Origin of the sequence: Streptomyces sp. NPDC003247 (assembly GCF_042888135.1) — a bacterium.
Lineage (GTDB): Bacteria > Actinomycetota > Actinomycetes > Streptomycetales > Streptomycetaceae > Streptomyces.
In genome coordinates, this window is the sequence record NZ_JBIAPF010000001.1 from 223,297 (window position 1) to 248,110 (window position 24,814).

The following is a 24,814-nucleotide window of genomic DNA, read 5'->3' on the forward strand; positions in this document are numbered from 1 at the left end:
ACCGGATGCAGTCGCGCGGTTCCCCGCGCCCGGCGGGCCGCGCCGCGCCGCGCCCTACAGCAGTTCCTCGAGCCTCTCCGCCAGCAGGTCCCAGCGCCAGCGCTCCTCCACCCACTGCCGCCCCCGCTCCCCCATCCGGCGGCGCAGCTCGGCGTCGCCGAGGAGGACGACGATCCGTTCGGCGGTCTCCTGCGGTGAGCCGCCCCGCACCACCCAGCCGGTCTCGCCGTCCAGCACGGCGTCGGGGGCGCCGCCGGAGTCGCCGGCCACGACGGGCAGCCCGGTCGCGGAGGCCTCAAGGTAGACGATCCCGAGGCCCTCGACGTCGAGCCCGCCCCGGCGGGTGCGGCACGGCATGGCGAAGACGTCACCGGCGCCGTAGTGCGCGGGCAGCTCCGACCAGGGCACGGCCCCGGTGAACCGCACGGAGCCGGCCACGCCCGTCTCGTGCGCCAGCCGGCGCAGGTCCTTCTCGTACGGCCCACCGCCGACGATCAGCAGGACGGCGTCCGGTTCGGCGGCCAGGATGTGCGGCATGGCCCGGATCAGCGTGTCCTGGCCCTTGCGCGGCACCAGCCGCGAGACGCACACCACCACCGGCCGGTCGGTGAGGCCGAGCCGGGAGCGCACCTCGTCCCCGCCGGAGTCCGGGTGGAAGGTCTTCTCGTCGACGCCGGGCGGCAGGTGCACCATCCGCCCGGCCGCCCCGGCGCTCAGCGCGGTCGCGATCCGCGCCCGCGTGTACTCGCCGAGGTAGGTGATCGTGTCGGTGGACTCGCCGATCCGGCCCAGCAGCTGCCGGGAGGCGGGCAGTTGCGCCCACCCCGCCTCGTGCCCGTGCGTGGTGGCCACCAGCCGTTCGGCGCCGGCCGTGCGCAGTGCGGGCGCCATCAGCCCGAGAGGCGCCGCCGCTCCGAACCACACCGCCGTGCACCCGTGTTCGCGCAGCAGCCCGACCGCCCGCCGGGTCGCCCCCGGCGTGGGCAGCAGCATCGTCGTACGGTCGCGGACGACGGTGAAGGGCTGCTCGGCGTCGAAGGCCGCCGTCGCCTCGGCCCCCTCCCGGCCGCGCTTCCAGGTGGAGGCGTAGACGACGAGCCGCTCGGGGTCGAGGCGCAGCGCCATGTTGTGCAGGAACGCCTGGATGCCGCCGGGGCGGGGCGGGAAGTCGTTCGTCACGATCAGGGTCTTGTGCATCGCCGCCGACCTTATCCAACCCGTGTTCACAGCTGCGCCCGGCCGGGTTTCACGGCCCGCGCACAGCCGGGCGGGAGATCATGTCGCCGACATAACCTGACCATGAGGACGAACAGGGACGGAAGTGGAGTTCATGGACGACAGACGCCCCCCGACGAACCCGACCGGGTTGCTGACCGTCTGGGGCGTGACCCGGTTCGTCCTGCTGCTCTGGGTGTTCAAGGTGGTCGTCTTCCCCGGCCCCGACGTCACCAGCGACGTGTCGGTCATCTACCGGGGCTGGTACGACGTCCTGAGCGGCGGAACGTTCCCGCAGGGCGACGTCACCTGGCAGTACCCGCCGGCCGCCGCCCTGGCGATCCTGTCGCCCGCCCTGCTGCCGTTCCTGGACTACGCGTCGGCCTTCTTCGTGCTGGCCTTCCTCGCCGACCTGGCCGTCCTCACCCTGCTGCTGCACACGGGCCTGCGTCCCGGCCGGTCGGCGCGCGGGGTGTGGGTGTGGGTGGTGGGCCTGCCGCTGCTCGGCCCGACGGTCTACTCCCGCTACGACGTGATGGTGACCGCGGTCGCGGTGGCCGCGCTGGTCGCCGGGGCCCGCCACCCGCGGGCGATGGGCGCGCTGGCCGGCTTCGGCGCGCTGCTGAAGGTGTGGCCGGCGCTGCTGCTCGTCGGTGCGGTGCGGCGGCGGGCGTGGGCCGCGGCGGCGGTGACCGCGGCCGCCCTGGCCGGTCTGTTCGCGGCGGTGATGCCGGGCGCCTTCGCCTTCCTGACGTTCCAGCGGGACCGGGGCACCGAGGTGGAGTCGCTGGGCGCGCTCGTCTTCCACCTGGCCCGGCAGGCGGGCTGGCAGGGCCAGGTGCTGCTCCACTACGGCTCGGTGGAGTTCCTCGGGCCATGGGTGGACACGGTGAGCGACGCGGCCCTGGGGCTCGCCGCGCTGGCCTTCGGCTGGCTGCTGGTGTGGCGGCTGCGGGCCCGGCGGTTCGCGCCGCACACGCTCGCGGACGCCGCCCTCACCGCCGTCCTGCTGTTCACCGTCACCAGCCGCGTGATCAGCCCCCAGTACATGGTGTGGCTGGTCGGCCTGGCGGCCGTCTGCCTGTGCTTCCGGGCCACCCGCATGGGGCTGCCGGCCGCGCTGGTGCTGGCCGCGACGCCGGTGACGGTCCTGGAGTTCCCCCTCTGGTTCGCGCACGTCGTCGCGAGCGACGCCCTCGGCGTCACCCTCCTGTTCCTGCGCAACGGCCTCCTGGTGGCGGCCGCGGTCACCGCCGCCGTACGGCTGTGGCGCTCCACCGTGCCCCGCCCCGACGCCCCGGCCCCCCTCCCCGCCCCCACCGCCCGCACCGACGGCACCCCGGTCTCCTCCTGACGCCCCACCCAGCGCGACGGCCGGTTCACCCGCCACCGCCCCGGCACCGCACCGACCACCCCGTCCGCCACCACCCCGGCGCACCACCCGCGCACCACCGCCGCCGCGACCACGCGCCCCACCGCGCCCACCGCGGCCGACCGGGCCGGGGAGCCGCCGGGACGGCCGGGGAGCGCCGGAACGGCCTGACGGTCACGCGCCACCGCCGCAACCGCCACCCCGACCCCCGTCCGCCACCGCCCCGGCGACCACCCGCGCACCAAACGCCCACACCCCGAGCCGCCGGGCACCCCGCAGTCGCGTGGCCGGCGCGGGGAGGGCGGCCCGCCGGTTCAGCCCAGTTCGTCGTGCAGGTACTGCCGCCACGCGGCGGTGAAGTCCTCCGTCGTCGTCCCGAGCACGCTCTCCAGCGCGCCCTCGACCGCCCCGTCCCGCTTCCCGTGCGCCCCGACGGCCCGGTAGAACGCCTCCAGCCGCTCCTCGCCCCACCGGCCGGCGATCAGGCGGCAGGCCAGCCAGCCGCCCTCGTACGCCCGCGCCAGCCGGTCCGCGTCCCCGGCGAAGCCGAAGTCGTCGTCGGCGGGCAGGTCCTCGGGGGACTCCCCCGCGGCGAGGGCGCCAACGAGTTCGGGGGCGACCTGCCGCGGGGTGCGTCCGGTGCCGCGGTAGCCGACCCAGTCGGCGTAGCCCTCGGAGAGCCACAGCGGGGTGGCGGCGTCGGTGTGGGCGCGGGTGGCGACATGGGTGGTCTCGTGGGTGAGCACGACCTGCTGCCCGAGCGGGCCCAGCGAGCCGTACGCGTCCGGGTTGACGACGACCCGGTCCGCGGGGGCCGGGCCCGTGCCACCCGTCTCGGCCGTGGTGACCGCGGCGATCCCCCGGTAGGAGGAGGCGGGCGAGCCGAGCAGCGCCGCCATGCCGTCCAGCGACCCGGGGACGAGCAGGACGACGCCGCGCGCCCAGTCCGTGCCCCAGGCCTCCGAGACGGCGGGGACCGCCCGGTCGGCGAGGTCGGCGAAGTCCCGCAGCCGGGCGGCGGACTGCCCGACGCCCAGCACCAGGCTGTGCGCGCCGCGGACGACGGTCACCGTGCCCTGGTCCCACAGCTGTTCGCCGGCCTTCCCGGCGGGCCGCTCGGAGGTGACGGTCCAGCGTCCGTCCGCGCCACGGGCGAGGCGCACGCTGCGGTCGGCGGTGACCGGGGCCCGGTCGTGACCGGTGAGGCGGTAGCTGAGTTCGGCGTCGGCGGTGGCGGTGTCGCCGCTGCGGTGCACGGCGGTCACCCGGTAGGACCAGCCGGCCAGCGGCACGGCCCGCAGCCGGGCGTATCCGGTGCGCCGGCCGGTGGCGGCGTAGGCGTCCGCGTCGTGGGCCAGCAGGGCGGCGGCCCGCCGGTCGAGGACCCGCTGCACATCGGCCCGGACGCCGTCCGTCGCGGGCCGTCCCCCGCACCCCACGAGCAGCACCAGCAGCAGCACCGGGGACAGCAGTGCCCGCCACAGCCCCACGTCCCGGGATCCGCGCGCCCGTCTTCGACCAGCCATTCTCCTGATCGTACGGCGACCGGCCCGGGGCGGAACCCGGCCGAGGGCCCGTCAGGGCCGCGTCACCGCCGACACGGGCATCATCCCGACCGGGTCGTAGCGCACCGGCGCGCCCGGATAGGGGGCGTGGATGACCTGGCCGTTGCCGGCGTACATGCCGACGTGGCCGGCGTCGGAGCGGTAGGTGACGATGTCTCCGGGCCGGGCCTGGGCGAGCGGGACCCGCCGGCCGGCGTACGCCTGCGCCTGCGAGGTGCGCGGCAGGGAGACGCCGGCCTGCGCGTACGACCACTGCACCAGGCCCGAACAGTCGAAGCCGGTGGGGCCGTTGGCGCCCCAGACGTACGGCCTGCCGAGCGCGGAGCGGGCGGCGGCCAGGGCGGCGGCCGCACGGCCCGAGGCCGGGGCGGCGCCCCCGGGGCCGGGCAGGCCGGCGCGGCCGGAACGGGAGGCCCGGTCGTAGGCCGCGCGCGCCGCGGACGGCAGGGAGTTGAGCAGTTCCCGGGCCCTGGCGAGCTTCCCCTCGACGGTCCGCTTGTGCCGGGCGACGGCCTTGCGGCTCTTCTCCAGCTCGCCCAGTTGCCGGGACGCCTCGGCGCGCTCCTGGGCCAGGTCGCGCAGGGCGTCCTGGAGGTCCGACAGCTCACCGGCCTGGTGGGTGGTGATCCGGTCGAGGACGGAGGCCCGGTCGAGGTAGTCCTCGGGGTCGTCGGAGAACAGCAGCGCGAGGGACGGGTCGAGGCCTCCGGAGCGGTACTGCGCACCGGCCAGCGAGCCGAGCCGCTCGCGCAGGTCGTTGACACGCTCCTGCTGGCGGGCGATCCGGTCCTGGGAGTCGCCGACCTGCCGGCGCAGCGCCCCGGCCCGCTCGCCGGCCTCGTTGAAGGCCTCGGTGGCCTTCTCGGCCTGCCGGTAGAGGCGGTCCACCTCGGCGCGGGTGTCGTCGAGCGGTGCGGCCTGGGCCGGTACGGCGGCGGACACGGCGCCGATGAGGGCGGTCGTGGCGGACAGGACGCACAGGGCACCCCGGTCGAACCCGGACGGTGCAAGGCGGCGATGGGACCCCACGGGAAGCCGCGCTCCTTCCACTGACGGACGAGGAAACGCGGCGACAGTAGCCCGGTGGTGGGGGCCCGGCCAAAGACCCGCGCGGCCACACACCGTGACGCCCCGCCTCTGACGCAGGTCATGGGCGGGGCGCGGGGTCAGTTCACGTGGTGGCGATTCGCCCGTTCGGGCGGCACGGTGTCGTGATCTCGAGGGTGGTCAGATCCGGACGCCGAACTGGAACGGCATGTTGTCGATCGACTCGTAGCGCACCACGGTGCCGGTGCGCGGGGCGTGCAGCACCTGGCCGTTGCCCGCGTAGAAGCCGACGTGGTGCTGGTCGCTGTAGAAGATGACCAGGTCGCCGACCTTGAGGTCGGACTGGGAGTAGATGCGCGTGCCCGCGTTGGCCTGGGCCTGCGAGGTGCGCGGGATGGAGACTCCGGCCTGGGCGTAGGCCCAGGAGGTCAGGCCCGAGCAGTCGAAGGACGAGGGGCCGGTGGCGCCGTAGACGTACGGCGAGCCGATCTTGCTCTGGGCGGCCTGGAAGGCGGCGAGGGCCCGGCTGGAGGCGGACGCGGTGCTGCCGAGGTCGACGCGCTCGCTCGACGAGCGGCTGGCGCGGGCGTCGGCGGCGGCCAGTTCGGCCTTCTCCTCGGCCGTCAGCGTGTTGAGGAGCTTCTGCGCCTCGGCCAGCTTGGCCTGGACTTCCTTCTTCTTCTTGCCCAGCTCGGTCCGGGTGGAGGCGAGGTCCTTGAGCTTGTCGGACGCCTCGGCGCGGTCCTGGGCCAGCTCGCGCTGCTTCTCCTGGATCTTCTTCAGCGCCTCGACCTGCTGGGCGCTGAGCTGGTCGGCGGTGGACGCCTTGTCCAGGTAGTCGTCCGGGTCGGAGGAGAGGAAGAGCTGGAGGGAGGAGTCGATGCTGCCGGTGCGGTACTGGGCGGCGGCCGCGAGGCCGATGCTGTCGCGCAGCTCGTTGAGCTCTTCCTGGCCGCTGGCGACGTCGTCCTGGATGGCGGAGATCTCCTTCTGGAGGGTCTCCTGCTTCTCCTTGGCGCCGTTGTACTTCTCGGTGGCCTTCTCGGCCTCCTCGTACAGCTTGTCGACCTTGGTCTTGACCTCGTCCTTCGTGAGCTTCTCGCTCGGGGCTGCGTTGGCGGCCTGGGAGCTCAGGACCACAGCCGCGGCGGCCGCGGTGGTCAGCACGGTCACACGTGCGCGGCTCGGCTGCTTGGGTCGACGGTGGGACGCCACGGAGGACGAGCTCCTTCTTGTGAGTGATCACTCGTGCGGAGGTTCGATGGCAGACCCTAGTGACCATCCTGTGATCAGTTCAAATCCTCGCACCAAAAAAGTCGGTGACGCAACGCATTCTTTACGGCAACTCACGTGTGGTAATGCTCGATTGACGCTACGTTGCGTGACGATTCCACCAATTCGGGCATTAAACCTGTACGTTGACCATCAGGTCGCTATCAGGTCAGCCGCTTGAGGAGTACCGCAGATGCGACAGGCCGCGCCCCCACCCGGGCCACCCCGTCGGCCACCTCGCGGTCGGTCGAGGCGACGATGACCGGACGGCCGGGCGGTTCGGCCCGCACCAGCTGGCGGATCAGCTCGTCGGCGGTGACGCCCGGCTTGGAGAACAGCACCCGCACCCCGCGCGGCGGCGCCAGCAGCACCGGCGCGGCCAGTTCGGCCCCGTCGAAGACACAGGTGACCTCGGCGCCGGTCTGCGCGGCGAGTTGCGAGAGCTGCCCGAGCAGCCGCAGCCGCTGCTTCTCCAGTGGCATCTGCGGATAACCCGTTTTGGTGACGTTGTAACCGTCGACCACGAGGTGCGCCTGCGGCAGGGCGAGCAACTGGTCCAGGATCGCGGGGTCGTTCTCCGACAGGGCCCGGGCCGCGATGTCCTTCGGGGTCATCCGTCCGGGTTCGACGGCGTCGACGGTCTCCGCCGGCCGGACCGACACGGGCGGCAACGCCAGCTCCCTGCGCAGCCCCTGGGCCGCGTCCAGCACGGTGTCCAGCAGCAGCCGCACCCGCATGTCCTCGACGCTGCGCCCCTCGCGTGCCGCCCTGCGGGTGGCCTCCAGGGCGGTCTCCACCTCCCCGAGCCGCGCCTTCAGCCGCCGTGTCTCGCTCTCGGCGGCGGACACCTGCGCCTGCCCCTCGGTGCGGACCGCTTCTATCTCGCCCTGCACCTTGCGCAGCGCGGCCTCGCCGCGCTTGACGTCGCTGAGCGCCGAACGCAGCTTGCGGTGAAGCGATTCGGCTTCCTTCCTCGCCGTCTCCAGCTCGGCCCGCAGCCGTTCGGTCTCGGCGCGGGTCTGCGCGCGCGCCTGGGAGAGCTGGTCGCGCAGCCGCTCCAGCTCCGCGCGGCTCTCCTCGCCGGCGCGCTCGGCGTCCGCCCGCTGCGCCTCCTCGCCGGCCGCGGTCACCAGCTTCACCCAGTCGACGGGCCGCAGTACGTAGGCCGCGGCCGCCACGTCGAGCGGGTCCGCGGCCGGGGGCGGCGAGCCGGAGTCGAGGGCGCCGGCCAGTTCCGGCTGGGCCTCTCTGAACTTCTCGGCGATGCGCTGCCGGAACAGCGTGTCCGTCTCCAGCGCGGCCGCCATCGCGTTGCCCGCGAACTTCGCCCGCCGGTTGGGGGCGAACCGGGCGTACTGCCGCAACTGGGCGGGCAGTTCGGCGACGGTCAGCCCTCCGAAGCCGTCCGAGACGATCTGGACGACCCGGCGGCGCACACCGTCGGGCAGCGGACGGTCGAGCACCTCAGCGGCGCCGTCGCCCGGCCCCCCGCCTGCGCTCTCCACCATCCGTCACACCCCAATTTCTGAGCCGGGCCCTCCCCCGCTCTCGACTCCGGTCGAGCGGGAGGACCCCCGTCGTCAGGAGCCGGCGCCCGGCCTGTCCACGAGTTCCACCTGGTCCACGGCGTTGCACCAACGGCACCGCACCGACTCGATGGTCTCACTGACCACCTCGCGCTCCTCGACCGTGGGCTCGCCGGCGAGATCGAGGTGGACGTACTCCACGACCTTCGACGAGCGCGTCACGTCGAACCGGGTGAGGTTGCCGCAGAGCGTGCAGCGCCACCGCGTCGTGGCGGTCGGCAGGGGAACCGTCATCGTGACCGTCCGCTTCCTTCTAGTGTCGGGCTTCCGGCGCCGGGGCGCGCCCAAGGGCTCCCCGGTCCGTGTGGCTCGTAACCCTACGGCCTGGCGGGTACTCGCCGCCCATCCGTCCACGGCGGCGAGGCGGTCCATGGTCGTACGTCCCGTTACGTCATGCTCTGTACTCATGATCAGGGACTGGAGCGGTGCCGTCAGCCGGAGCGTGGGCAGAGCGGTCCGGCGGCCGGCGGCACCGGTGACGTACGGACTGATCGCCCTGTGCTGTGTGATCTTCCTGACCGGCCCCGCCTCGGGCCTCGACGCGGGGTACGGCACCGCGGAGGAGCTGCCGGCCGTCCGGCGGGCCTACTTCCGCCGGTGGGGGGTGATCCCGGCCGACCTGTTCGAGGGGTCCGCGCGCGCCGCCCTCACCCCCGCCACGGCCCTCTTCGTCCACGGCAGCTGGGTGCACCTGCTGGGCAACATGCTCTTCCTCTACGTCTTCGGGACGATGACCGAGCACCGGATGGGCCGCCTCCGCTTCGCCTTCTTCTACCTCGGCTGCGGCTACCTGGCCCTGCTCGGCTACGCCGCCGCCCACGCCGGCTCCGGGCAGTCCCTGGTCGGCGCCTCGGGGGCGATCTCCGCGGTGCTCGGCGCGTTCCTCCACCTCTTTCCCCGGGCGCGCGTCACCAGTCTCCTGCCGTTCCTGCTCTTCCTGCCGCTGCGCTTCCCGGCGTGGGTGGTGCTGCCCTTCTGGGCGGCCCTGCAATGGCTGGCGGCGGGGCGGGCGGGCCCGGGGCCGGGCGTGGCCTACCTGGCCCACCTGCTGGGCTTCGGCCTGGGCTTCGGCTGCGCGTGGGCCGGGCGCAACGGGACGACTAGAGTGAAAGCCGCCCGAGCCCCGGCCCCCGAGGGAGAGAACCAGCCGTGATCACCGCGATCGTCCTGATCAAGACCAGCGTGGACCGGATCCCCGAGATCGCCGAGTCGATCGCCTCGCTGGAGTCCGTGAGCGAGGTCTTCTCCGTCACCGGGACGTACGACCTGATCGCCATGGTGCGGGTGCGGCAGCACGAGGAGCTCGCCGAGGTGATCCCCGGGCGGATCAGCAAGATCCCCGGCGTCGAGGCGACGGACACGCATGTCGCCTTCCGTACGTACTCGCAGCATGATCTCGAGGCTGCGTTCGCCATCGGGCTGGACTCTTAGCGCGGGAGCGCCTGGGGCGCGGAGCGTGTGTGCGGCTGCCGGTCGGCTGTGGCTGGTCGCGCCCACGCGGCGGAGCCGCATGTCGACACGGCCCCGCGCCCCTCAGGGCGCTGCCCCTGACGTCGGCTGCATCACACCGCCGGGACGCAGCGGCCGTCCTCCGTGCGGTACTGCCACTTGGCGCCGCTCCCGACCAGTTCCTTCACCGCGGTCACGAAACGCTCCACGTGCTCGTCCGGCGTGCCCGCGCCGAAGCTCACCCGGATCGCGTTGAGGGACTTCTCGCCCGGCGCGGCCTCGGGGGCGCCGCACTCGCCCTGGCTGCGCGGGTCGCTGCCGAGGAGGGTGCGGACGAGGGGGTGGGCGCAGAAGAGGCCGTCGCGGACGCCGATGCCGTACTCGGCGGAGAGGGCGGCGGCGAAGTGGGAGCTGTTCCAGCCCTCGACGACGAAGGAGATCACGCCGACGCGGGGGGCGTCGTCGCCGAAGAGGGACAGCACGCGCACCTCGGGCACCTCGGCCAGCCCCGCCCGCACCTTCTCGATGAGGTACCGCTCCCGGGCGACCAGCGTGTCGAAGCCCGCCTCCGTCAGGGCCTTGCAGGCGGAGGCGATGGAGTAGGCGCCGATGACGTTCGGCGAGCCCGCCTCGTGCCGGGCGGCGCTGTCGTGCCACTCCACGTCCACTCCCCCGTCCTCGCGCCGGGTGACCTTGCGGCTGGCGCCGCCGCCGGCCAGGTACGGCTCGGCCGCGCGCAGCCAGTCGGCGCGGCCGGCCAGGACGCCGGAGCCGAACGGGGCGTACAGCTTGTGCCCGGAGAAGGCGATCCAGTCGACGTCGAGGTCGCGCACGGACACCGGGTGGTGGGGGGCGAGCTGGGCCGCGTCCAGGACGATCCGGGCGCCGTGGGCGTGGGCGGCGGCGGCCAGCTCGCGCACCGGCCACAGCTCGCCGGTGACGTTGGAGGCGCCGGTCACGCAGACCAGGGCCGGGCCGTAGGGGTCGCGGTCGGCGAGCGCGCGCTCCAGGGTCTCGACGGCCTGGCGCGGGGTGCGCGGGGCGTCGAGGTAGGTGACCCGGGCGTCCTTCCAGGGCAGCAGCGAGGCGTGGTGCTCGGTCTCGAAGACGAAGACCTGGCAGTCGGCGGGGAGGGCGGCGGCGAGGAGGTTCAGGGAGTCCGTGGTGGAGCGGGTGAAGACCAGCTGGTCGTCGGCGCGGCAGTCGAGGAACTCCGCGACCGTCCGGCGGGCGTTCTCGAAGAGGTCCGTGGACAGCTGGGAGAGGTAGCCGGCGCCGCGGTGGACGCTGCCGTAGTACGGGGCGTAGGCCGCCACGTCGTCCCAGACGCGCTGGAGGGCGGGGGCGCTGGCCGCGTAGTCGAGCGCGGCGTAGGTGACCTCCCCGCCGGTGACGAGCGGCACGGTGACATCCCGGCCCAGAACGGGCAGCGGGGCACAAACGGACTGGGCGGAGGCAGCGGTGGAGACAGACATGGCGGAACTCCCGTGAGGACGCGTGGAACCGCCGTGCCGGACAGCGCGTCGACGGCACGGAGGGAAGAGGAAAAAGGGGTGTGCGGAGGCGGGGCTCTGCGGCCCTATCGCATTCGCTTGCTCACGGAAGACTCCTCGACGACCAGGACCCCTGGTGACGCGAGGGGTCCGCGCTTGCCGTGGGCCTTGCTGCCCACGACCTGGTCTTCACCCGGGGCACCCCGCCACGGACGGAGGGTTGCCGGACAGTCGGCCGGGGCCTCATGACTGTCACTCATGACCTGAGGAGGAAAGTACGGTAAATGATCGCGGTCCCGCAACTCCTGTCCGGATCGCGGGACCGCTTCCTCGGCCGTCAGGCGTTGCTGGCCGCCACCCAGCGCTCCAGCACCCGCGCGGCCGCACCGGAGTCGACGGACCGCGCCGCCTTCTCCATGCCGGCGCGGATCTGCTCGGCCAGCGGTGCGTCCGTCGGCTCCAGCGCCATCAGCGCCGCCGCGGCGTTCAGCAGGACGGCGTCCCGCACCGGCCCCCGCTCGCCCTCCAGCAGCCGGCGCGCGACCTGCGCGTTGTACGAGGGGTCGGCGCCCCGCAGCGCCTCCACGGACACCAGCTCGATGCCGACGTGCCGCGGGTCGAAGGTCTCCTCGGTCACCTTGCCGTCGCGGACGATCCACACCCGGGAGGTGGACGTGGTGGTCAGCTCGTCGAAGCCGTCGTCGCCCCGGAACACCAGCGACGAGTGGCCGCGCTCGGCGAAGACGCCGGCGACGATCGGCGCCATGCGCGGGTCGGCGACCCCGACCGCCTGGGCACGCACCCGGGCGGGGTTGGTGAGCGGGCCGAGGGCGTTGAACACCGTACGGACGCCCAGCTGCTTGCGGGCGGCGCCCGCGTGGCGCAGCGCCGGGTGGAACTTGACCGCGAAGCAGAAGGTGATCCCGGCTTCCTCGGCCACCTCGGCCACCCGCTGCGGCGTCAGGTCCAGATTGACGCCCAGCTGCTCCAGGACGTCCGACGCCCCGGACGCGGAGGACGCGGCCCGGTTGCCGTGCTTGACGACCTTCGCGCCGGTGCCGGCGACGACGATCGACGCCATGGTGGAGATGTTCACCGTCTTCGCGCCGTCGCCGCCGGTGCCGACGATGTCGACGGTGGGGCCGGGCACCTCGATCAGGTTGGCGTGCTCGTACATCGTGCGTACGAGACCGTTGATCTCCGCCACCGTCTCGCCCTTGGCCCGCAGCGCCACCACGAAGGCGGCGATCTGGGCGTCGGTCGCCTCACCGCGCATGATCAGGTCCATGGCCCAGGCGGTCTCCTCCGAGGAGAGGTCCCGGCCGTCCAGCAGACCGTTCAGCAGGACGGGCCAGGAACGGCCCGCCGCGGTGTCGCCTCCAGCGGGGGTCACAGCGCTCATAAGCCGCTCCTGGGTGTCATGGTGGTCCCGCTCTCCGACGGGACACGCGTCTCAACGGGTCCACCCTATCCAGCCACGGGGAACGGCGAAGAGCCCCGTCCGAACACCGGACGGGGCCCTTCAGCGGTTGCGTGGCGACGCAGTGATCAGTGGTGGCCGTGGCCGCTCGTGATCTCCCTGTACTCCTCGACGGTCGGCTTGGCGATCTGGCTCTCCTCGCCGTAGTACGCCTCGCTCAGCTTGGCGCGGACCTTCTCGGTGCGCTTCACCTTGCGCTCGACGCCGTTCTCGTCGACCGTCGGGCCGATCTCGGCCGGCGCGTACTGCTCGTGCGCGGTGAGCGTGTAGAGCTGCTCCTGGCTGAGCGGCTCGTGCACCTCGATGAACTCACCGTGCGGCAGGCGCTTGATGGTGCCGGTCTCGCGACCGTGCAGCACCTTGTCCTTGTCGCGGCGCTGGAGGCCGAGGCAGATCCGCTTGGTGACGACGAAGGCGATGACCGGGCCGGCGAAGAAGCCGATCCGGACGAACCAGGTGACCGCGTTGATCGACAGGTGGAAGTGGGTGGCGACGATGTCGTTGCCACCGCCGATCAGCATGATCATGTAGCCGGTGACCCAGGCGACACCGAAGGCCGTACGGGTCGGGGCGTTGCGCGGGCGGTCCAGGATGTGGTGCTCGCGCTTGTCGCCGGTGACCCAGGACTCGATGAACGGGTAGAGGGCGATCACACCGAGGAACAGACCGAAGAGCACCAGCGGGATGAACACGCCGAGGACCAGCGTGTGACCCCAGAAGTTGATCTCCCAGCCCGGCATGGCGCGGACCAGACCCTCGGCGAAGCCCATGTACCAGTCGGGCTGGGCGCCGGTGGACACCTGGTCCGGACGGTACGGGCCCAGGGCCCAGATCGGGTTGACGGACGCGATGCCGGCGAGGGCCGCGATCAGACCGAAGACCAGGAAGAAGAAGCCTCCGGCCTTGGCCATGTAGACCGGCAGCAGCGGCATGCCGACGACGTTCTTGTTGGTCCGGCCGGGACCCGCGAACTGCGTGTGCTTGTGGTAGAAGACCAGGATCAGGTGGCCGACCACCAGACCGAGCATGATGCCCGGCAGCAGCAGGATGTGGATCGAGTAGAACCGCGCGACGAAGTCGCCGCCCGGGAACTCCCCGCCGAACAGGAACATCGAGATGTACGTGCCGACGATCGGCACGGACAGGATCGCGCCCTGGGTGAAGCGGACACCGGTGCCGGAGAGCAGGTCGTCCGGGAGCGAGTAGCCGGTGAAACCGGTGAACATGCCGAGGACGAACAGCAGGAAGCCGAACAGCCAGTTGATCTCACGCGGCTTGCGGAACGCGCCCGTGAAGAACACGCGCATCATGTGCACGAACATGCCGGCGAGGAAGATGATCGCCGCCCAGTGGTGGATCTGCCGGATCAGCAGACCGCCGCGGACGTCGAAGGAGATCTCCAGCGTCGAGCTGAACGCCTCCGACATCAGCTGGCCCTGGAGCGGGACGTAGCTGCCGTGGTACTCCACCTCGTTCATCGACGGGTGGAAGAACAGCGTCAGGTACACACCCGTGAGGATGATGATGATGAAGCTGTAGAGGCAGATCTCACCGAGCATGAAGGACCAGTGGTCCGGGAAGATCTTGCGCATGTTGGCCTTGGCCAGGGAGTAGATCCCCAGCCGGCCGTCCGCCCAGTCGGCGACCCGCTCGCCCGCGGGTGCCTTGCGGCGGTCGTCGTTGTTACTCATCCGCGCTCCCAGAAGGCAGGACCGACGGGCTCTTCGAAGTCGCTGAGCGCCTCGAGGTACCCCTCGTCGTTCACGCCGATGCGCAGCTGCGGCAGGGCGTGGCCGGCCGGGCCGAAGATCACTCGGGCACCGTCGGACAGGTCGAAGGTGGACTGGTGGCAGGGGCACAGCACGTGGTGCGTCTGCTGCTCGTAGAGCGAGATCGGGCAACCGACGTGGGTGCAGATCTTCGAGTACGCCACGATGCCCTCGTGCGACCACTCGAGTTCCTGCTTGTCCTTGATGTCGTCCGGCTCGATCCGGACGATCATCAGGGCGGCCTTGGCGATCTCGTTCTGGAAGTCGTGGTCGGTCTCCTCCAGGCCCTCCGGCTTGGCGAAGGTGAGGGAGCCGACCGCGACGTCCGAGGGACGCAGCGGCTCGTTGGTGTTCATGTTGACGAGCAGCTTGCCCTTGGACCACAGCGTGTGGCGCAGCTTGTCCTCGGGCAGCGGGCCGAGGTCGCGCAGCAGGACGACGCCGGAGAGCGGGAACAGGGCCAGCGCACCGAACATCGTGTTGCGGATCAGCTTGCGGCGGCCCAGCGCGGACTCCTGCGCACCGTCCCTGAAGTCGGCCATGACCTTGGCCTTGACCTCGGGCGACGCCTCGATGGCGTGCCGCTCGTCGGCGACCTCCACGTCGGACATCAGGGTGCGGGCCCAGTGGACGGCGCCGGCGCCGATGCAGAACAGGGCGGCACCCAGCGTCAGGCCGAGCGCGAAGTTCTGCGCGTTGATGTGCCCGAGCGGGAAGATGTAGACCGACTGGTCGTGCGGGATCGCCACGTACGAGGCGATGAAGCCGACGGTGGCCAGCATCGACAGCGTGAACAGGAAGGCGACCGTCCGCTCGGACCGCTTGGCGGCCCGCTCGTCGATGTCCTGGATCCGGTGCTCGTGGGGCGGCAGCCCCGGGTCGGCGAACGGGTGCTGCTCGTCCGCCACGTCCACCGCACCGTGCGCGCGGCCCTGCTCAGCGGGCAGGTTCTCTTCTGGAATGTCTTGGCTACTCATGACTTCTTGGCCTTTGCGGTCCGGGCGGCGACCCACACGGCGACGGCGATCAGTCCGCCGAGACCGAAGATCCAGCCGAACAGACCCTCGCTGACCGGCCCGAGGCCGCCCAGCTCGAGACCGCCGGGGCTCTCCGTCTCATCACCGTTGACCGCGTTCAGGTACGCGATGATGTCCTTCTTGTTCTGCTCCGACAGCGTGGTGTCGGGGAAGGAGGGCATGTTCTGCGGGCCGGTCTGCATGGCCTCGTAGATGTGCTTCGGGTCCACGCCCTCGAGGGACGGCGCGAACTTGCCCTTGGTCAGGGCACCGCCCTTGCCGGTGAAGTTGTGGCACTGCGCGCAGTTGGTGCGGAACAGCTCACCGCCCTTGGCGATGTCCGCTCCCTCCTCGCCGTACTCCGACTCGGTCGGGATGGACGGGCCGGCGCCGAGCGAGGCGATGTACGCGGCGAGCTGGTCGATCTCGGCCTGCGTGTAGACGACCTTCTTCCGCGGGATCTGGGCCATCTGGGACGTCGAGGCCGGCATGCGGCCGGTGCCGACCTGGAAGTCGACGGCCGCGGCGCCCACGCCCACGAGGCTGGGACCGTCGGAGGTGCCCTGACCGCCGGTGCCGTGGCAGCTGGCGCAGCCGACGGCGTAGAGCTTCTTGCCCTCGTCGATGGCGAGGGACTGGGCGGTTTCGTCTGCCTGCGCCTTGCTCGCGGGTGCGAACGCGGCGTACAGCCCCCCGGTGCATGCCAGCGCGAGGAGTAGGACGACGAGCGCCGCCATCGGATGGCGTCGTCGTGCGGAGAGCTTTTTCACGGATTACCCCGGTGTCAGGATCTTCTGCGTCGATGCTTCTGGGATGGGTGCGGGAGCGGGCCCGGCTACTTGATCATGTAGATCGTGGCGAAGAGGCCGATCCAGACGACATCGACGAAGTGCCAGTAGTAGGACACGACGATCGCGGCGGTCGCCTGCTCATGGGTGAACCTCCTGGCCGCGTAGGTGCGCCCGAGGACCAGCAGGAAGGCGATGAGGCCGCCCGTCACGTGCAGGCCGTGGAAGCCGGTGGTCAGGTAGAAGACCGAGCCGTAGGGGTCGGAGGAGAGCGAGAGCCCGTCCTTCTTGACCAGCTCGGTGTACTCGTACACCTGACCGCCGATGAAGATCGCACCCATGATGAAGGTGACGATGAACCAGCCCCGGAGCTTCTTGACGTCACCGCGCTCGGCGGCGAACACGCCGAGCTGGCAGGTGAGGGAGGAGAGCACCAGGATCGTGGTGTTCGTCGCCGAGAACGGGAAGTTCAGGGCCTCGGCCATTTCCTTCCAGTGCTCGGGACCCGTCACCGATCGCAGGGTGAAGTACATCGCGAAGAGGGCCGCGAAGAACATCAGCTCGGAACTCAGCCAGATGATGGTTCCGACGCTGGTGAGGTTCGGCCGGTTGACCGACGGGTGCGCGTGCCCGGTTTCTACTGTCGTTGCTGTCGCCACGACCGACATTATGTCGGTCGCTTATCCCGCCCTCACTCCCGGGGGTGCCGTTCGGGGTGTCCGCACCCCGTGGACTGCCCGTATGGCCCATCGTGGCCGTGTTCCGACAGGTGTTGACGGGGTGTCCGCAGGAGTAGCATCCGCACCGTCGGTACCCGGAAGTTCCCGAGCAGTGCTGTGTCTTCTGAGGAGCGTGGAGGAACCATGCAGGCGACCGCGACGGTGCTGGTCTACAGCGATGACGCCAACACCCGCGAGCAGGTGCGGCTGGCCTCCGGCCGGCGGCCGGCGCCCGACGCGCCCCTGGTCGAGTTCGTGGAGTGCGCGACCCCGGCCGCCGTGCTGACGGAGCTGGACAAGGGCGGCATCGACGTCTGCGTCCTGGACGGCGAGGCCGTGCCCATGGGGGGCATGGGGATGTGCCGGCAGATCAAGGACGAGGTGTTCCGGTGCCCGCCGGTGCTGCTCCTCATCGGGCGGCCCCAGGACGCGTGGCTGGCGACCTGGTCCCGGGCCGACGCGGCGGTGACGCTGCCCGTGGAGCCGGTGGAGTTCGCGGGGGCGCTGGCGTCCCTGCTGCGGGACAGGCAGGCTCTGGGCGTCTGACCGCCCGGGACGCCTGCGGCACCTTCCCGGGGCGCCGGGGCATCCGCCCGGGGCGCCCGGGACCGCGCGGAGGGCGCCCCCGGGGGCTCCTCACACGGCCGTCGGCCGCAGCCTCGACGGGTCCTGTTCGGGCCGGTGCTGCCCGGTGGTCAGCGCGCTGCCCGTGCGCCATTTCGCCCAGTCGATGTTCCAGTCGCCGAAGCCGTTGCCGAAGGTCTCCATCGTGTGCCCGTAGCTGTTGACGACCTGGACGACGTCGCCCTCCCGGACGTTCTGGAAGAACCACGCCGCGTTCTGGGTGCTCATGCCGGTGCAGCCGTGGCTGACGTTGGCGTACCCCTGGGAGCCGACGGACCAGGGGGCGGCGTGGACGTACTCGCCGCTCCAGGTCACCCGGGTGGCGTAGTAGACCGGCAGGTCGTAGGACTCCGAGGAGCCCTCGGCGATGCCGATGCTGGTGCCGCGCATCCGTACGAAGTACTCCTTGCCCAGGACGACCTTGACGCCGTTGCGGGTCTCGAAGCCGGGCTTGCCGGTGGTGACGGGTATCCGTTTGATCTCCTCGCCGTTCTTGAAGACGGTCAGGGAGTGCGCGGAGGCGTCGGTGACGGCTATGACGCGGTCGCCGATGGTGAGGGCGACGTCCTTCGCCGGCCCGCCCCAGAGGCGGTCGCCGACCTTGATGCCGTCCAGGGTGCTGTGCAGGCGGACCGCGGTGCGGGCCGGCCAGTAGTCCTTGGGCCGGTAGTGGAGCTTCTTGTCGTCGACCCAGTGCCAGGCGCCCTCGACGGAGGGCTTGGAGTCGACCTTGAGGGAGCGTTCGACGACCGCGCGCTGGGCGGGGTCCTTGACGGGCCGGCTGAGTTCGGCGGTGAGGGGCTGGCCGACACCGTAGGTGCCCGCCTTGGGGCCGAACGTCACCGTCAGCAGCGTCTTGGCGGTGGGCTTGCCGGTGTCGACGGTGAGGACCCGGCGGCCGGGGGCGCCGTCCTCGTCCTCGGTGCTGACGCGGACCGTGTAGTGGGCGTTGGCGGCGAGCGGCTCGGTGCTGCGCCAGCGGCTGCCGTCGGCGGAGAGTTCGCCGGCCACGTGGCGGCCCGAGGCGTCCACGGCGGTGACGTCCGTGATGCGGTCGCCGGAGTCCTCCGCGGTGATCTCCAGGGGCTTGTCCGGGTCGGCCTTCACGCCGTCGCCCGGGCCGTTGAAGGAGATCCGGTCGGTGGCGTCGTAGGGGCGGGCGGCGAGGGGGTGGTCGTCCGAGCCGCAGGCGATCGCGCCCTCGGCCAGGGCGATCACCAGCAGGGTGCAGCCGACGACGGTGCGGGGGCGCAGGCGCGGCGGGGCCGCGGGGGTGAGCGCGCGCAGGCCCGGGGGGCGGGGTGCGGTCACCCCCTCGGCACCGGTTCGGGCGCCGCGGGAAGGCTCGGAGCGGTTCATGGCTTCACGCTAGGGAGCCCTGTCAACGGCGGCGCGCCGGGAGACACGGATGGACGACCTGTTTTGCGGCGAAAGCGTGAGCCCGGACCCTCCTGACGGAGTGTCCGGGCTCGTGCCGTGCTCGGCGTGTGCTACTGGGTGCGGTTCTCACCGCGGTAGTACTCGAAGACCCAGCCCCACAGGCCGATCATGACCAGCGGTGCGGAGAAGTACAGCAGCCACCAGCCGACCGCGACGGACAGGAAGGACAGGGCGCCGCCGATGGCCAGGGAGAGCGGCTGCCAGCTGTGCGGGCTGAAGAAGCCCAGCTCGCCGGCGTCGTCCGCGACGTCCGCCTCCTTGTTGTCCTGGGCACCGGTGTCGACCCGCCGGGCGGTGAAGCCCAGGTAGAAGCCGACCATGATGCACAGGCCGAAGGCCAGGAAGAGGGCCGTGGTACCGGCCGGCTCCTTCGACCACACGCCATAGACGACCGCCATGGCGAGGACGAAGACGCTCAGCCAGATGAACATCTTGCCCTGGATCTTCACTTGCCGGCCTCCTTGCTGCCCGCGATGGCACCGGCGCCGTGGCCGGCGTGCTCCAGCTGCTCGAGCGCGGCGATCTCCGGGTGGTGCAGGTCGAACGCCGGGGATTCACTGCGGATCCGCGGCAGGGTGAGGAAGTTGTGCCGCGGCGGCGGGCAGGAGGTCGCCCACTCCAGGGAGCGGCCGTAGCCCCACGGGTCGTCGACGCCGACCGGCTTGCCGTACTTGGCCGTCTTCCACACGTTGTACATGAACGGCAGGATCGACAGGCCGAGCACGAACGAGCTGATCGTGGAGATCGTGTTCAGGGCGGTGAAGCCGTCGGCGGCCAGGTAGTCGGCGTACCGGCGGGGCATGCCCTCGGCGCCCAGCCAGTGCTGGACCAGGAAGGTGCCGTGGAAGCCGATGAACAGCGTCCAGAAGGTGATCTTGCCGAGGCGCTCGTCCAGCATCTTGCCGGTCCACTTCGGCCACCAGAAGTGGAAGCCGGAGAACATCGCGAAGACGACGGTGCCGAAGACGACGTAGTGGAAGTGCGCCACCACGAAGTACGAGTCGGAGACGTGGAAGTCCATCGGCGGCGAGGCCAGGATGACACCGGTCAGACCACCGAAGGTGAAGGTGATCAGGAAGCCGGTCGCCCAGAGCATCGGGGTCTCGAAACTCAGTGACCCCTTCCACATCGTGCCGATCCAGTTGAAGAACTTCACACCGGTCGGGACGGCGATGAGGAACGTCATGAAGGAGAAGAACGGCAGCAGCACACCGCCGGTGACGTACATGTGGTGGGCCCACACGGTCACGGAGAGGCCGGCGATCGCGATGGTCGCGGCGATCAGACCGAAGTAGCCGAACATCGGCTTGCGGCTGAAGACCGGGATGACCTCACTGATGATGCCGAAGAACGGCAGCGCGATGATGTACACCTCTGGGTGTCCGAAGAACCAGAAGAGGTGCTGCCACAGCAGCGAGCCGCCGTTGGCCGCGTCGAAGACGTGGGCGCCGAACTTGCGGTCCGCCTCCAGGGCGAACAGCGCGGCCGCGAGGACCGGGAAGGCCAGCAGGACCAGCACACCGGTCAGCAGCACGTTCCACACGAAGATCGGCATGCGGAACATGGTCATGCCGGGGGCGCGCATGCAGATGATCGTGGTGATGAAGTTGACCGAGCCGAGGATCGTGCCGAAGCCGGAGAAGGCCAGACCCATGATCCACATGTCGGCGCCGATGCCCGGGCTGCGGACCGCGTCCGACAGCGGGGAGTAGGCGAACCAGCCGAAGTCGGCCGCACCCTGCGGGGTGAGGAAGCCGGCCACCGCGATCAGCGAGCCGAACAGGTACAGCCAGTAGGCGAACATGTTCAGCCGCGGGAACGCCACGTCGGGCGCGCCGATCTGGAGCGGCATGATCCAGTTCGCGAATCCGGCGAACAGCGGCGTCGCGAACATCAGCAGCATGATCGTGCCGTGCATCGTGAACGCCTGGTTGAACTGCTCGTTCGACATGATCTGCAGGCCCGGCCGGGCCAGCTCGGCGCGCATGAGGAGCGCCATCACGCCGCCGATGAGGAAGAACGCGAACGACGTGACGAGGTAGAGCGTGCCGATCGTCTTGTGGTCCGTGGTGGTCAGCCACTTGATGACGACCTCACCGCGGCGCTGGCGCCGGACCGGCAGCTCGTCCTCGTAGTGGGACCCTGCCGCCGCGGCACCCTGGGGTTCGTTGAGGATGCTCACAGGTTGTTCGTCTCCCGGTTCTTCTCATGGGCGGTCTGCTCGATGCCCGCGGGAACGTAACCGGTCTGCCCCTTCTTGGCGAGGTCCTTGAGGTGCTGCTCGTAGCGCTCGGGGGAGACGACCTTCACGTTGAACAGCATCCGGGAGTGGTCGACGCCGCAGAGCTCGGCGCACTTGCCCAGGAAGGTGCCCTCCTTGTTGGGGGTCACCTGGAAGGCATTGGTGTGGCCCGGGATGACGTCCTGCTTCATCAGGAACGGCACCACCCAGAAGGAGTGGATGACGTCACGCGAGGTGAGGACGAAGCGGACCGTCTTGCCCTCGGGGAGCCAGAGGGTCGGGCCGGGGTTGTTGGTCTGCGGGTTCCGCTCACCGGGGGTGCCGCAGGTGTAGACGCCGCCCGCGTTGTCCGGGAACTCGTCCTTGTAGCGGTCCGGGATCGCGTCCAGGTTCGCGTCGGTCTTCGCGTCCCCGCTGGAGCCGTCGACGTTCTCGATGTAGTTGAAGCACCAGCTCCACTGGAAGCCGACCACGTTGACCGTGACGTCGGGCTTCTTCTCCAGGTCGAGGAGCTTGGACTCGTCGCGGGCCGTGAAGTAGAAGAGGACCGACACGATGATGATGGGGACCACCGTGTACAGCGCCTCGATCGGCATGTTGTACCGGGTCTGCGGAGGAACCTCCACCTTGGTGCGGCTGCGCCGGTGGAAGAAAGCACTCCACAGGATCAGGCCCCACACCAGCACGCCGACGGCGAGCGCGGCAGCCCAGGATCCCTGCCACAGGGAGAGGATCCGCGGAGCCTCTTCCGTGGTGGGGGTGGGCATACCAAGGCGGGGGAAGTCCTCCCATGTGCAACCGGTGGCGGTCGCCAGGACCAGGCCCGCGGTCATTGCCTGCAGCAGCTTCCGCCGCATCGGGCGCCGCGGCGAGCGGTCGGAGCCGTTGGGACTCACGTAGCGCCTTCCCGAGAGTCTCGCCCGCGCGGATCGGCTGCGGCCTTCTCGCTGGTCGGTCGCCGCCCTGCGTCGGGCAGGGGTTTGGATGTTTATGCGGACCAAACCCTAGCCGACGCCCTCCGGGGGTTCGCGGGGAGGGTGGCATACGCGCCGCGGGTCACCCCGAAGGGGTGGGAGCGTGCCGGGTTCGCGCCTCATGGGGCGGGTGTTCGCGATGTGTTCGCGACTGCGGACGCGCGGGGGGCCGGCCGCTCGGTTCCCCACCTCCCTCCGGGGCGCTTAGCGTTGCCGTGTGCCCTACTTCGACGCGGCCTCCGCCGCTCCCCTTCATCCTGTGGCCCGGCAGGCGCTGTTGGCCTCGCTCGACGAGGGCTGGGCCGATCCGGCCCGGCTCTACCGGGAGGGGCGGAGGGCCCGGTTGCTGCTCGACGCCGCCCGGGAGGCCGCCGCCGACGCCGTCGGGTGCCGGGCTGACGAACTGGTGTTCACACCGTCCGGGACGCGGGCCGTGCACAGCGGGATCGCCGGGGCGCTGGCCGGCCGGCGGCGGGCCGGACGCCACCTGATCGTGTCATCGGTCGAACACTCCTCGGTGCTCCATTCGGCCGAGGTGTTCGAGGCCGAGGGCGGGACGGTGACGCGGGTGCCGGTCCGGCGGACGGGTGCGGTGACGGCCGAGGCGTACGAGGACGCGCTGCGGGCGGACACCGCGCTGGCCTGTCTTCAGTCCGCCAACCACGAGGTGGGGACCGAGCAGCCGGTGGCGGCGGTGGCCGAGGTGTGCCGGGCGGCCGGGGTGCCGTTGCTGGTGGACGCCGCCCAGTCGCTGGGGTGGGGGCCGGTGGAGGGGCCCTGGTCGCTGCTGACGGCGAGTGCCCACAAGTGGGGCGGGCCGTCGGGGGTGGGGCTGCTGGTGGTGCGCAAGGGTGTGCGGTTCGCCGTCCGGGGCCCGGCGGACGAGCGGGAGTCGGGGCGGGCGGCCGGTTTCGAGAACCTGCCGGCGATCGTGGCGGCGGCGGCCTCGCTGCGGGCGGTGCGCGCGGAGGCGGCGGCCGAGGCGGCGCGGCTGCGGGAGCTGACGCGGCGGATCCGGGCGCGGGTGCCGGAGCTGGTGCCGGACGTGGAGGTGGTCGGGGATCCGGAGCGCCGGCTGCCCGGGACCGTCACCTTCTCGTGTCTCTATGTCGACGGGGAGACCCTGCTGCACGAGCTGGACCGGGCGGGCTTCTCCGTGTCGTCCGGGTCGTCCTGTACGAGCAGCACGCTGACGCCGAGTCATGTGCTGCGGGCGATGGGGGTGCTGAGCGAGGGCAATGTGCGGGTGTCGCTGCCGCCGGGGACGGCGGAGGAGGACGTGGAGCGGTTCCTCGCGCTGCTGCCGGGGACGGTGGCGGGGGTGCGGGAGAAGCTGGGGGCGCCGGCCCCGGTGGCGGACGTGCGGCAGGACGTGCGGGACGACGTCCTCGTGGTGGACGCCCTCGGCAGGCGCTGCCCGATCCCGGTGATCGAGCTGGCGAAGGTCATCGGGGACGTGCCGGTGGGCGGCACGGTCCGGGTGCTGTCCGACGACGAGGCGGCGCGGCTCGACATCCCCGCGTGGTGCGCGATGCGGGAGCAGGAGTACGTGGGCGAGGAGCCGGCGGACCGGGGCTCGGCCTATCTGGTCCGCCGGCTCGTGTGAGTCGACTCCGGTCCGCCGGCTCGTCCGAGTCGGCTCCGGTCCGCCGGCTCCTCCGAGTCAGCTGAGGTGCTTCTTGACCTCGGCGGCGGCCTCGTCGCCGTAGGCCTGGGCGAAGCGGTCCATGAAGTGGTTGCGGCGCAGCTGGTACTCCTGGGTGCCGACGGTCTCGATGACGAGGGTGGCGAGCATGCAGCCGATCTGGGCGGCCCGCTCCAGGGAGACGTCCCAGGCCAGGCCGGAGAGGAAGCCGGCCCGGAAGGCGTCGCCGACCCCGGTCGGGTCGGACTTGCGCTCCTCCTGGGGGCAGCCGACCTCGATGGGGTCCTCGCCGGCCCGCTCGATGCGGACGCCGCGCGAGCCGAGGGTGGTGACGCGGTGGCCGACCCGGGAGAGGATCTCCTCGTCGCTCCAGCCGGTCTTGGACTCGATGAGGCCCTTCTCGTACTCGTTGGAGAAGAGGTAGGTCGCGCCGTCCATCAGGATGCGGATCTCCTCGCCGTCCATCCGGGCGATCTGCTGGGAGAAGTCGGCGGCGAAGGGGATGGCCCGGGAGCGGCACTCCTCCGTGTGGCGGAGCATCGCCTCCGGGTCGTCGGCGCCGATCGTGACGAGGTCGAGGCCGCCGACGCGGTCGGCGACGGTCTTCAGCTCGATGAGGCGGGCCTCGCTCATCGCGCCGGTGTAGAAGGAGCCGATCTGGTTGTGGTCGGCGTCCGTCGTGCACACGAAGCGGGCGGTGTGCAGCGTCTCGGAGATGCGGACGGACTCGGTGTCCACGCCGTGCCGGTCCAGCCAGGCGCGGTACTCGTCGAAGTCGGCGCCCGCTGCGCCGACCAGGATGGGACGGGTGCCGAGCTGTCCCATGCCGAAGGCGATGTTCGCGGCGACCCCGCCACGCCGTACGTCCAGCTGGTCGACCAGGAAGGACAGCGAGACCGTGTGGAGCTGGTCCGCGACGAGCTGGTCGGCGAAGCGGCCCGGGAACGTCATGAGGTGGTCGGTCGCGATGGAGCCGGTGACTGCGATGCGCACGGCGTGGACTCTCCTGTGGGAGGGGGATTGACAGTTCACGCTACCCGGAAGACGGACGCCACTGAAGCAGGCGAAACTACCCGATAGTAGATCTTTCTTCGCATGGCCGGACCCGCATACGGTGG

Annotated in this window: 22 protein-coding genes and 1 riboswitch; of the genes, 5 read left to right on the plus strand and 17 right to left on the minus strand. The window is 71.4% G+C overall.

What is annotated here, in order from left to right; genetic code table 11:
• Nucleotides 1-54 precede the first annotated feature (54 nt).
• On the minus strand, nucleotides 55-1,197 hold the full coding sequence (locus tag ACFYWQ_RS00960; RefSeq protein WP_389511627.1) for a glycosyltransferase family 4 protein: 1,143 nt from the start codon (nucleotides 1,195-1,197) through the stop codon (nucleotides 55-57).
• A gap of 133 nt (nucleotides 1,198-1,330) precedes the next feature.
• Here ACFYWQ_RS00960 and ACFYWQ_RS00965 point away from each other — a divergent pair, with 133 nt between their 5' ends.
• Nucleotides 1,331-2,569 carry a glycosyltransferase 87 family protein gene (locus tag ACFYWQ_RS00965; RefSeq protein WP_389511628.1) on the plus strand — a complete coding sequence of 413 codons (1,239 nt, stop codon included), beginning with the start codon at nucleotides 1,331-1,333 and terminating at the stop codon, nucleotides 2,567-2,569.
• A 332-nt stretch (nucleotides 2,570-2,901) separates the two neighbouring features.
• Here the strand turns inward: ACFYWQ_RS00965 and ACFYWQ_RS00970 are convergent, their stop codons facing one another.
• From ACFYWQ_RS00970 to ACFYWQ_RS00990, 5 genes are all read right to left on the minus strand, one after another.
• The gene (locus tag ACFYWQ_RS00970; protein ID WP_389511629.1) at nucleotides 2,902-4,113 is read right to left on the minus strand and encodes a hypothetical protein; all 1,212 of its coding nucleotides are present in this window, start codon (nucleotides 4,111-4,113) and stop codon (nucleotides 2,902-2,904) included.
• Nucleotides 4,114-4,164: 51 nt separating this feature from the next.
• Nucleotides 4,165-5,181 (minus strand): NlpC/P60 family protein, encoded by a 1,017-nt coding sequence (locus tag ACFYWQ_RS00975; RefSeq protein WP_389511630.1) that lies wholly within the window; start codon nucleotides 5,179-5,181, stop codon nucleotides 4,165-4,167.
• A 198-nt stretch (nucleotides 5,182-5,379) separates the two neighbouring features.
• The gene (locus tag ACFYWQ_RS00980) at nucleotides 5,380-6,414 is read right to left on the minus strand and encodes an NlpC/P60 family protein (RefSeq protein ID WP_389511631.1); all 1,035 of its coding nucleotides are present in this window, start codon (nucleotides 6,412-6,414) and stop codon (nucleotides 5,380-5,382) included.
• A 221-nt stretch (nucleotides 6,415-6,635) separates the two neighbouring features.
• Entirely contained in the window at nucleotides 6,636-7,979 is a 1,344-nt protein-coding gene (locus ACFYWQ_RS00985; protein WP_389511632.1) for an NYN domain-containing protein, read from the minus strand.
• Nucleotides 7,980-8,051: 72 nt separating this feature from the next.
• The gene (locus ACFYWQ_RS00990) at nucleotides 8,052-8,291 is read right to left on the minus strand and encodes a hypothetical protein (RefSeq protein WP_014672226.1); all 240 of its coding nucleotides are present in this window, start codon (nucleotides 8,289-8,291) and stop codon (nucleotides 8,052-8,054) included.
• A 172-nt stretch (nucleotides 8,292-8,463) separates the two neighbouring features.
• Between ACFYWQ_RS00990 and ACFYWQ_RS00995 the strand changes: the two genes are divergently transcribed.
• Nucleotides 8,464-9,210, plus strand: a complete 747-nt coding sequence (locus tag ACFYWQ_RS00995) for a rhomboid family intramembrane serine protease (protein ID WP_389511633.1) — start codon at nucleotides 8,464-8,466, stop codon at nucleotides 9,208-9,210.
• Nucleotides 9,207-9,488: an Lrp/AsnC family transcriptional regulator gene (locus tag ACFYWQ_RS01000; RefSeq protein ID WP_385072474.1), complete on the plus strand. Its 282-nt coding sequence runs from the start codon at nucleotides 9,207-9,209 to the stop codon at nucleotides 9,486-9,488. Before ACFYWQ_RS00995 ends, ACFYWQ_RS01000 begins: the two co-directional genes overlap by 4 nt.
• A 131-nt stretch (nucleotides 9,489-9,619) precedes the next feature.
• Here ACFYWQ_RS01000 and ACFYWQ_RS01005 read toward each other — a convergent pair whose 3' ends face one another.
• The 6 genes from ACFYWQ_RS01005 to ACFYWQ_RS01030 all read right to left on the minus strand — a co-directional run bounded on the left by ACFYWQ_RS01005 (nucleotide 9,620) and on the right by ACFYWQ_RS01030 (nucleotide 16,720).
• A complete protein-coding gene (locus tag ACFYWQ_RS01005) occupies nucleotides 9,620-10,981 on the minus strand; it encodes an aminotransferase class V-fold PLP-dependent enzyme (protein WP_389511634.1) in 1,362 nt (453 codons plus the stop codon).
• A gap of 165 nt (nucleotides 10,982-11,146) precedes the next feature.
• Nucleotides 11,147-11,263, minus strand: a riboswitch (SAM riboswitch).
• Nucleotides 11,264-11,336: 73 nt separating this feature from the next.
• Nucleotides 11,337-12,401: an anthranilate phosphoribosyltransferase gene (gene trpD / locus ACFYWQ_RS01010; protein WP_389511635.1), complete on the minus strand. Its 1,065-nt coding sequence runs from the start codon at nucleotides 12,399-12,401 to the stop codon at nucleotides 11,337-11,339.
• A gap of 146 nt (nucleotides 12,402-12,547) precedes the next feature.
• Nucleotides 12,548-14,170, minus strand: a complete 1,623-nt coding sequence (locus tag ACFYWQ_RS01015; RefSeq protein WP_389511636.1) for a cytochrome bc complex cytochrome b subunit — start codon at nucleotides 14,168-14,170, stop codon at nucleotides 12,548-12,550.
• Complete coding sequence (locus ACFYWQ_RS01020) at nucleotides 14,167-15,225, minus strand: Rieske 2Fe-2S domain-containing protein (protein WP_389511637.1); 1,059 nt, start codon at nucleotides 15,223-15,225, stop codon at nucleotides 14,167-14,169. Before ACFYWQ_RS01020 ends, ACFYWQ_RS01015 begins: the two co-directional genes overlap by 4 nt.
• Nucleotides 15,222-16,034 carry a c-type cytochrome gene (locus ACFYWQ_RS01025; RefSeq protein WP_389511638.1) on the minus strand — a complete coding sequence of 271 codons (813 nt, stop codon included), beginning with the start codon at nucleotides 16,032-16,034 and terminating at the stop codon, nucleotides 15,222-15,224. The genes ACFYWQ_RS01020 and ACFYWQ_RS01025 overlap by 4 nt, the downstream gene beginning before the upstream one ends.
• 65 nt (nucleotides 16,035-16,099) lie before the next feature.
• Nucleotides 16,100-16,720: a heme-copper oxidase subunit III gene (locus tag ACFYWQ_RS01030; RefSeq protein ID WP_389511639.1), complete on the minus strand. Its 621-nt coding sequence runs from the start codon at nucleotides 16,718-16,720 to the stop codon at nucleotides 16,100-16,102.
• Nucleotides 16,721-16,915: 195 nt separating this feature from the next.
• Here ACFYWQ_RS01030 and ACFYWQ_RS01035 point away from each other — a divergent pair, with 195 nt between their 5' ends.
• Nucleotides 16,916-17,317: a hypothetical protein gene (locus ACFYWQ_RS01035; protein ID WP_389511640.1), complete on the plus strand. Its 402-nt coding sequence runs from the start codon at nucleotides 16,916-16,918 to the stop codon at nucleotides 17,315-17,317.
• A gap of 90 nt (nucleotides 17,318-17,407) precedes the next feature.
• On the opposite strand, the gene ACFYWQ_RS01040 is transcribed toward ACFYWQ_RS01035, so the two are convergent.
• The 4 genes from ACFYWQ_RS01040 to coxB all read right to left on the minus strand — a co-directional run bounded on the left by ACFYWQ_RS01040 (nucleotide 17,408) and on the right by coxB (nucleotide 21,973).
• On the minus strand, nucleotides 17,408-18,754 hold the full coding sequence (locus tag ACFYWQ_RS01040) for an Ig-like domain-containing protein (protein WP_389511641.1): 1,347 nt from the start codon (nucleotides 18,752-18,754) through the stop codon (nucleotides 17,408-17,410).
• A 131-nt stretch (nucleotides 18,755-18,885) separates the two neighbouring features.
• On the minus strand, nucleotides 18,886-19,284 hold the full coding sequence (locus ACFYWQ_RS01045; RefSeq protein WP_385072498.1) for a cytochrome c oxidase subunit 4: 399 nt from the start codon (nucleotides 19,282-19,284) through the stop codon (nucleotides 18,886-18,888).
• Nucleotides 19,281-21,017 (minus strand): cytochrome c oxidase subunit I, encoded by a 1,737-nt coding sequence (gene ctaD, locus ACFYWQ_RS01050; RefSeq protein WP_389511642.1) that lies wholly within the window; start codon nucleotides 21,015-21,017, stop codon nucleotides 19,281-19,283. Before ctaD ends, ACFYWQ_RS01045 begins: the two co-directional genes overlap by 4 nt.
• Nucleotides 21,014-21,973: a cytochrome c oxidase subunit II gene (coxB, locus tag ACFYWQ_RS01055; protein WP_389511643.1), complete on the minus strand. Its 960-nt coding sequence runs from the start codon at nucleotides 21,971-21,973 to the stop codon at nucleotides 21,014-21,016. The genes ctaD and coxB overlap by 4 nt, the downstream gene beginning before the upstream one ends.
• Before the next feature lie 295 nt (nucleotides 21,974-22,268).
• Between coxB and ACFYWQ_RS01060 the strand changes: the two genes are divergently transcribed.
• Nucleotides 22,269-23,657, plus strand: coding sequence for a cysteine desulfurase/sulfurtransferase TusA family protein (locus ACFYWQ_RS01060; protein WP_389511644.1), 1,389 nt, complete (start codon nucleotides 22,269-22,271; stop codon nucleotides 23,655-23,657).
• 57 nt (nucleotides 23,658-23,714) lie between these two features.
• On the opposite strand, the gene ACFYWQ_RS01065 is transcribed toward ACFYWQ_RS01060, so the two are convergent.
• Entirely contained in the window at nucleotides 23,715-24,689 is a 975-nt protein-coding gene (locus tag ACFYWQ_RS01065) for a carbohydrate kinase family protein (protein ID WP_389511645.1), read from the minus strand.
• Nucleotides 24,690-24,814 lie beyond the last annotated feature (125 nt).

Excerpts from the sequence above, each read along its gene's own strand:
- ACFYWQ_RS00960 (WP_389511627.1), bottom strand. The coding sequence starts at position 1,197 with ATGCACAAGACCCTGATCGTGACGAACGACTTCCCGCCCCGCCCCGGC.
- ACFYWQ_RS00965 (WP_389511628.1), top strand. The coding sequence starts at position 1,331 with ATGGACGACAGACGCCCCCCGACGAACCCGACCGGGTTGCTGACCGTC.
- ACFYWQ_RS00970 (WP_389511629.1), bottom strand. The coding sequence starts at position 4,113 with ATGGCTGGTCGAAGACGGGCGCGCGGATCCCGGGACGTGGGGCTGTGG.
- ACFYWQ_RS00985 (WP_389511632.1), bottom strand. The coding sequence starts at position 7,979 with ATGGTGGAGAGCGCAGGCGGGGGGCCGGGCGACGGCGCCGCTGAGGTG.
- ACFYWQ_RS00990 (WP_014672226.1), bottom strand. The coding sequence starts at position 8,291 with ATGACGGTTCCCCTGCCGACCGCCACGACGCGGTGGCGCTGCACGCTC.
- ACFYWQ_RS00995 (WP_389511633.1), top strand. The coding sequence starts at position 8,464 with ATGATCAGGGACTGGAGCGGTGCCGTCAGCCGGAGCGTGGGCAGAGCG.
- ACFYWQ_RS01005 (WP_389511634.1), bottom strand. The coding sequence starts at position 10,981 with ATGTCTGTCTCCACCGCTGCCTCCGCCCAGTCCGTTTGTGCCCCGCTG.
- trpD (WP_389511635.1), bottom strand. The coding sequence starts at position 12,401 with ATGAGCGCTGTGACCCCCGCTGGAGGCGACACCGCGGCGGGCCGTTCC.
- ACFYWQ_RS01015 (WP_389511636.1), bottom strand. The coding sequence starts at position 14,170 with ATGAGTAACAACGACGACCGCCGCAAGGCACCCGCGGGCGAGCGGGTC.
- ACFYWQ_RS01020 (WP_389511637.1), bottom strand. The coding sequence starts at position 15,225 with ATGAGTAGCCAAGACATTCCAGAAGAGAACCTGCCCGCTGAGCAGGGC.
- ACFYWQ_RS01030 (WP_389511639.1), bottom strand. The coding sequence starts at position 16,720 with ATGTCGGTCGTGGCGACAGCAACGACAGTAGAAACCGGGCACGCGCAC.
- ACFYWQ_RS01035 (WP_389511640.1), top strand. The coding sequence starts at position 16,916 with ATGCAGGCGACCGCGACGGTGCTGGTCTACAGCGATGACGCCAACACC.
- ACFYWQ_RS01040 (WP_389511641.1), bottom strand. The coding sequence starts at position 18,754 with ATGAACCGCTCCGAGCCTTCCCGCGGCGCCCGAACCGGTGCCGAGGGG.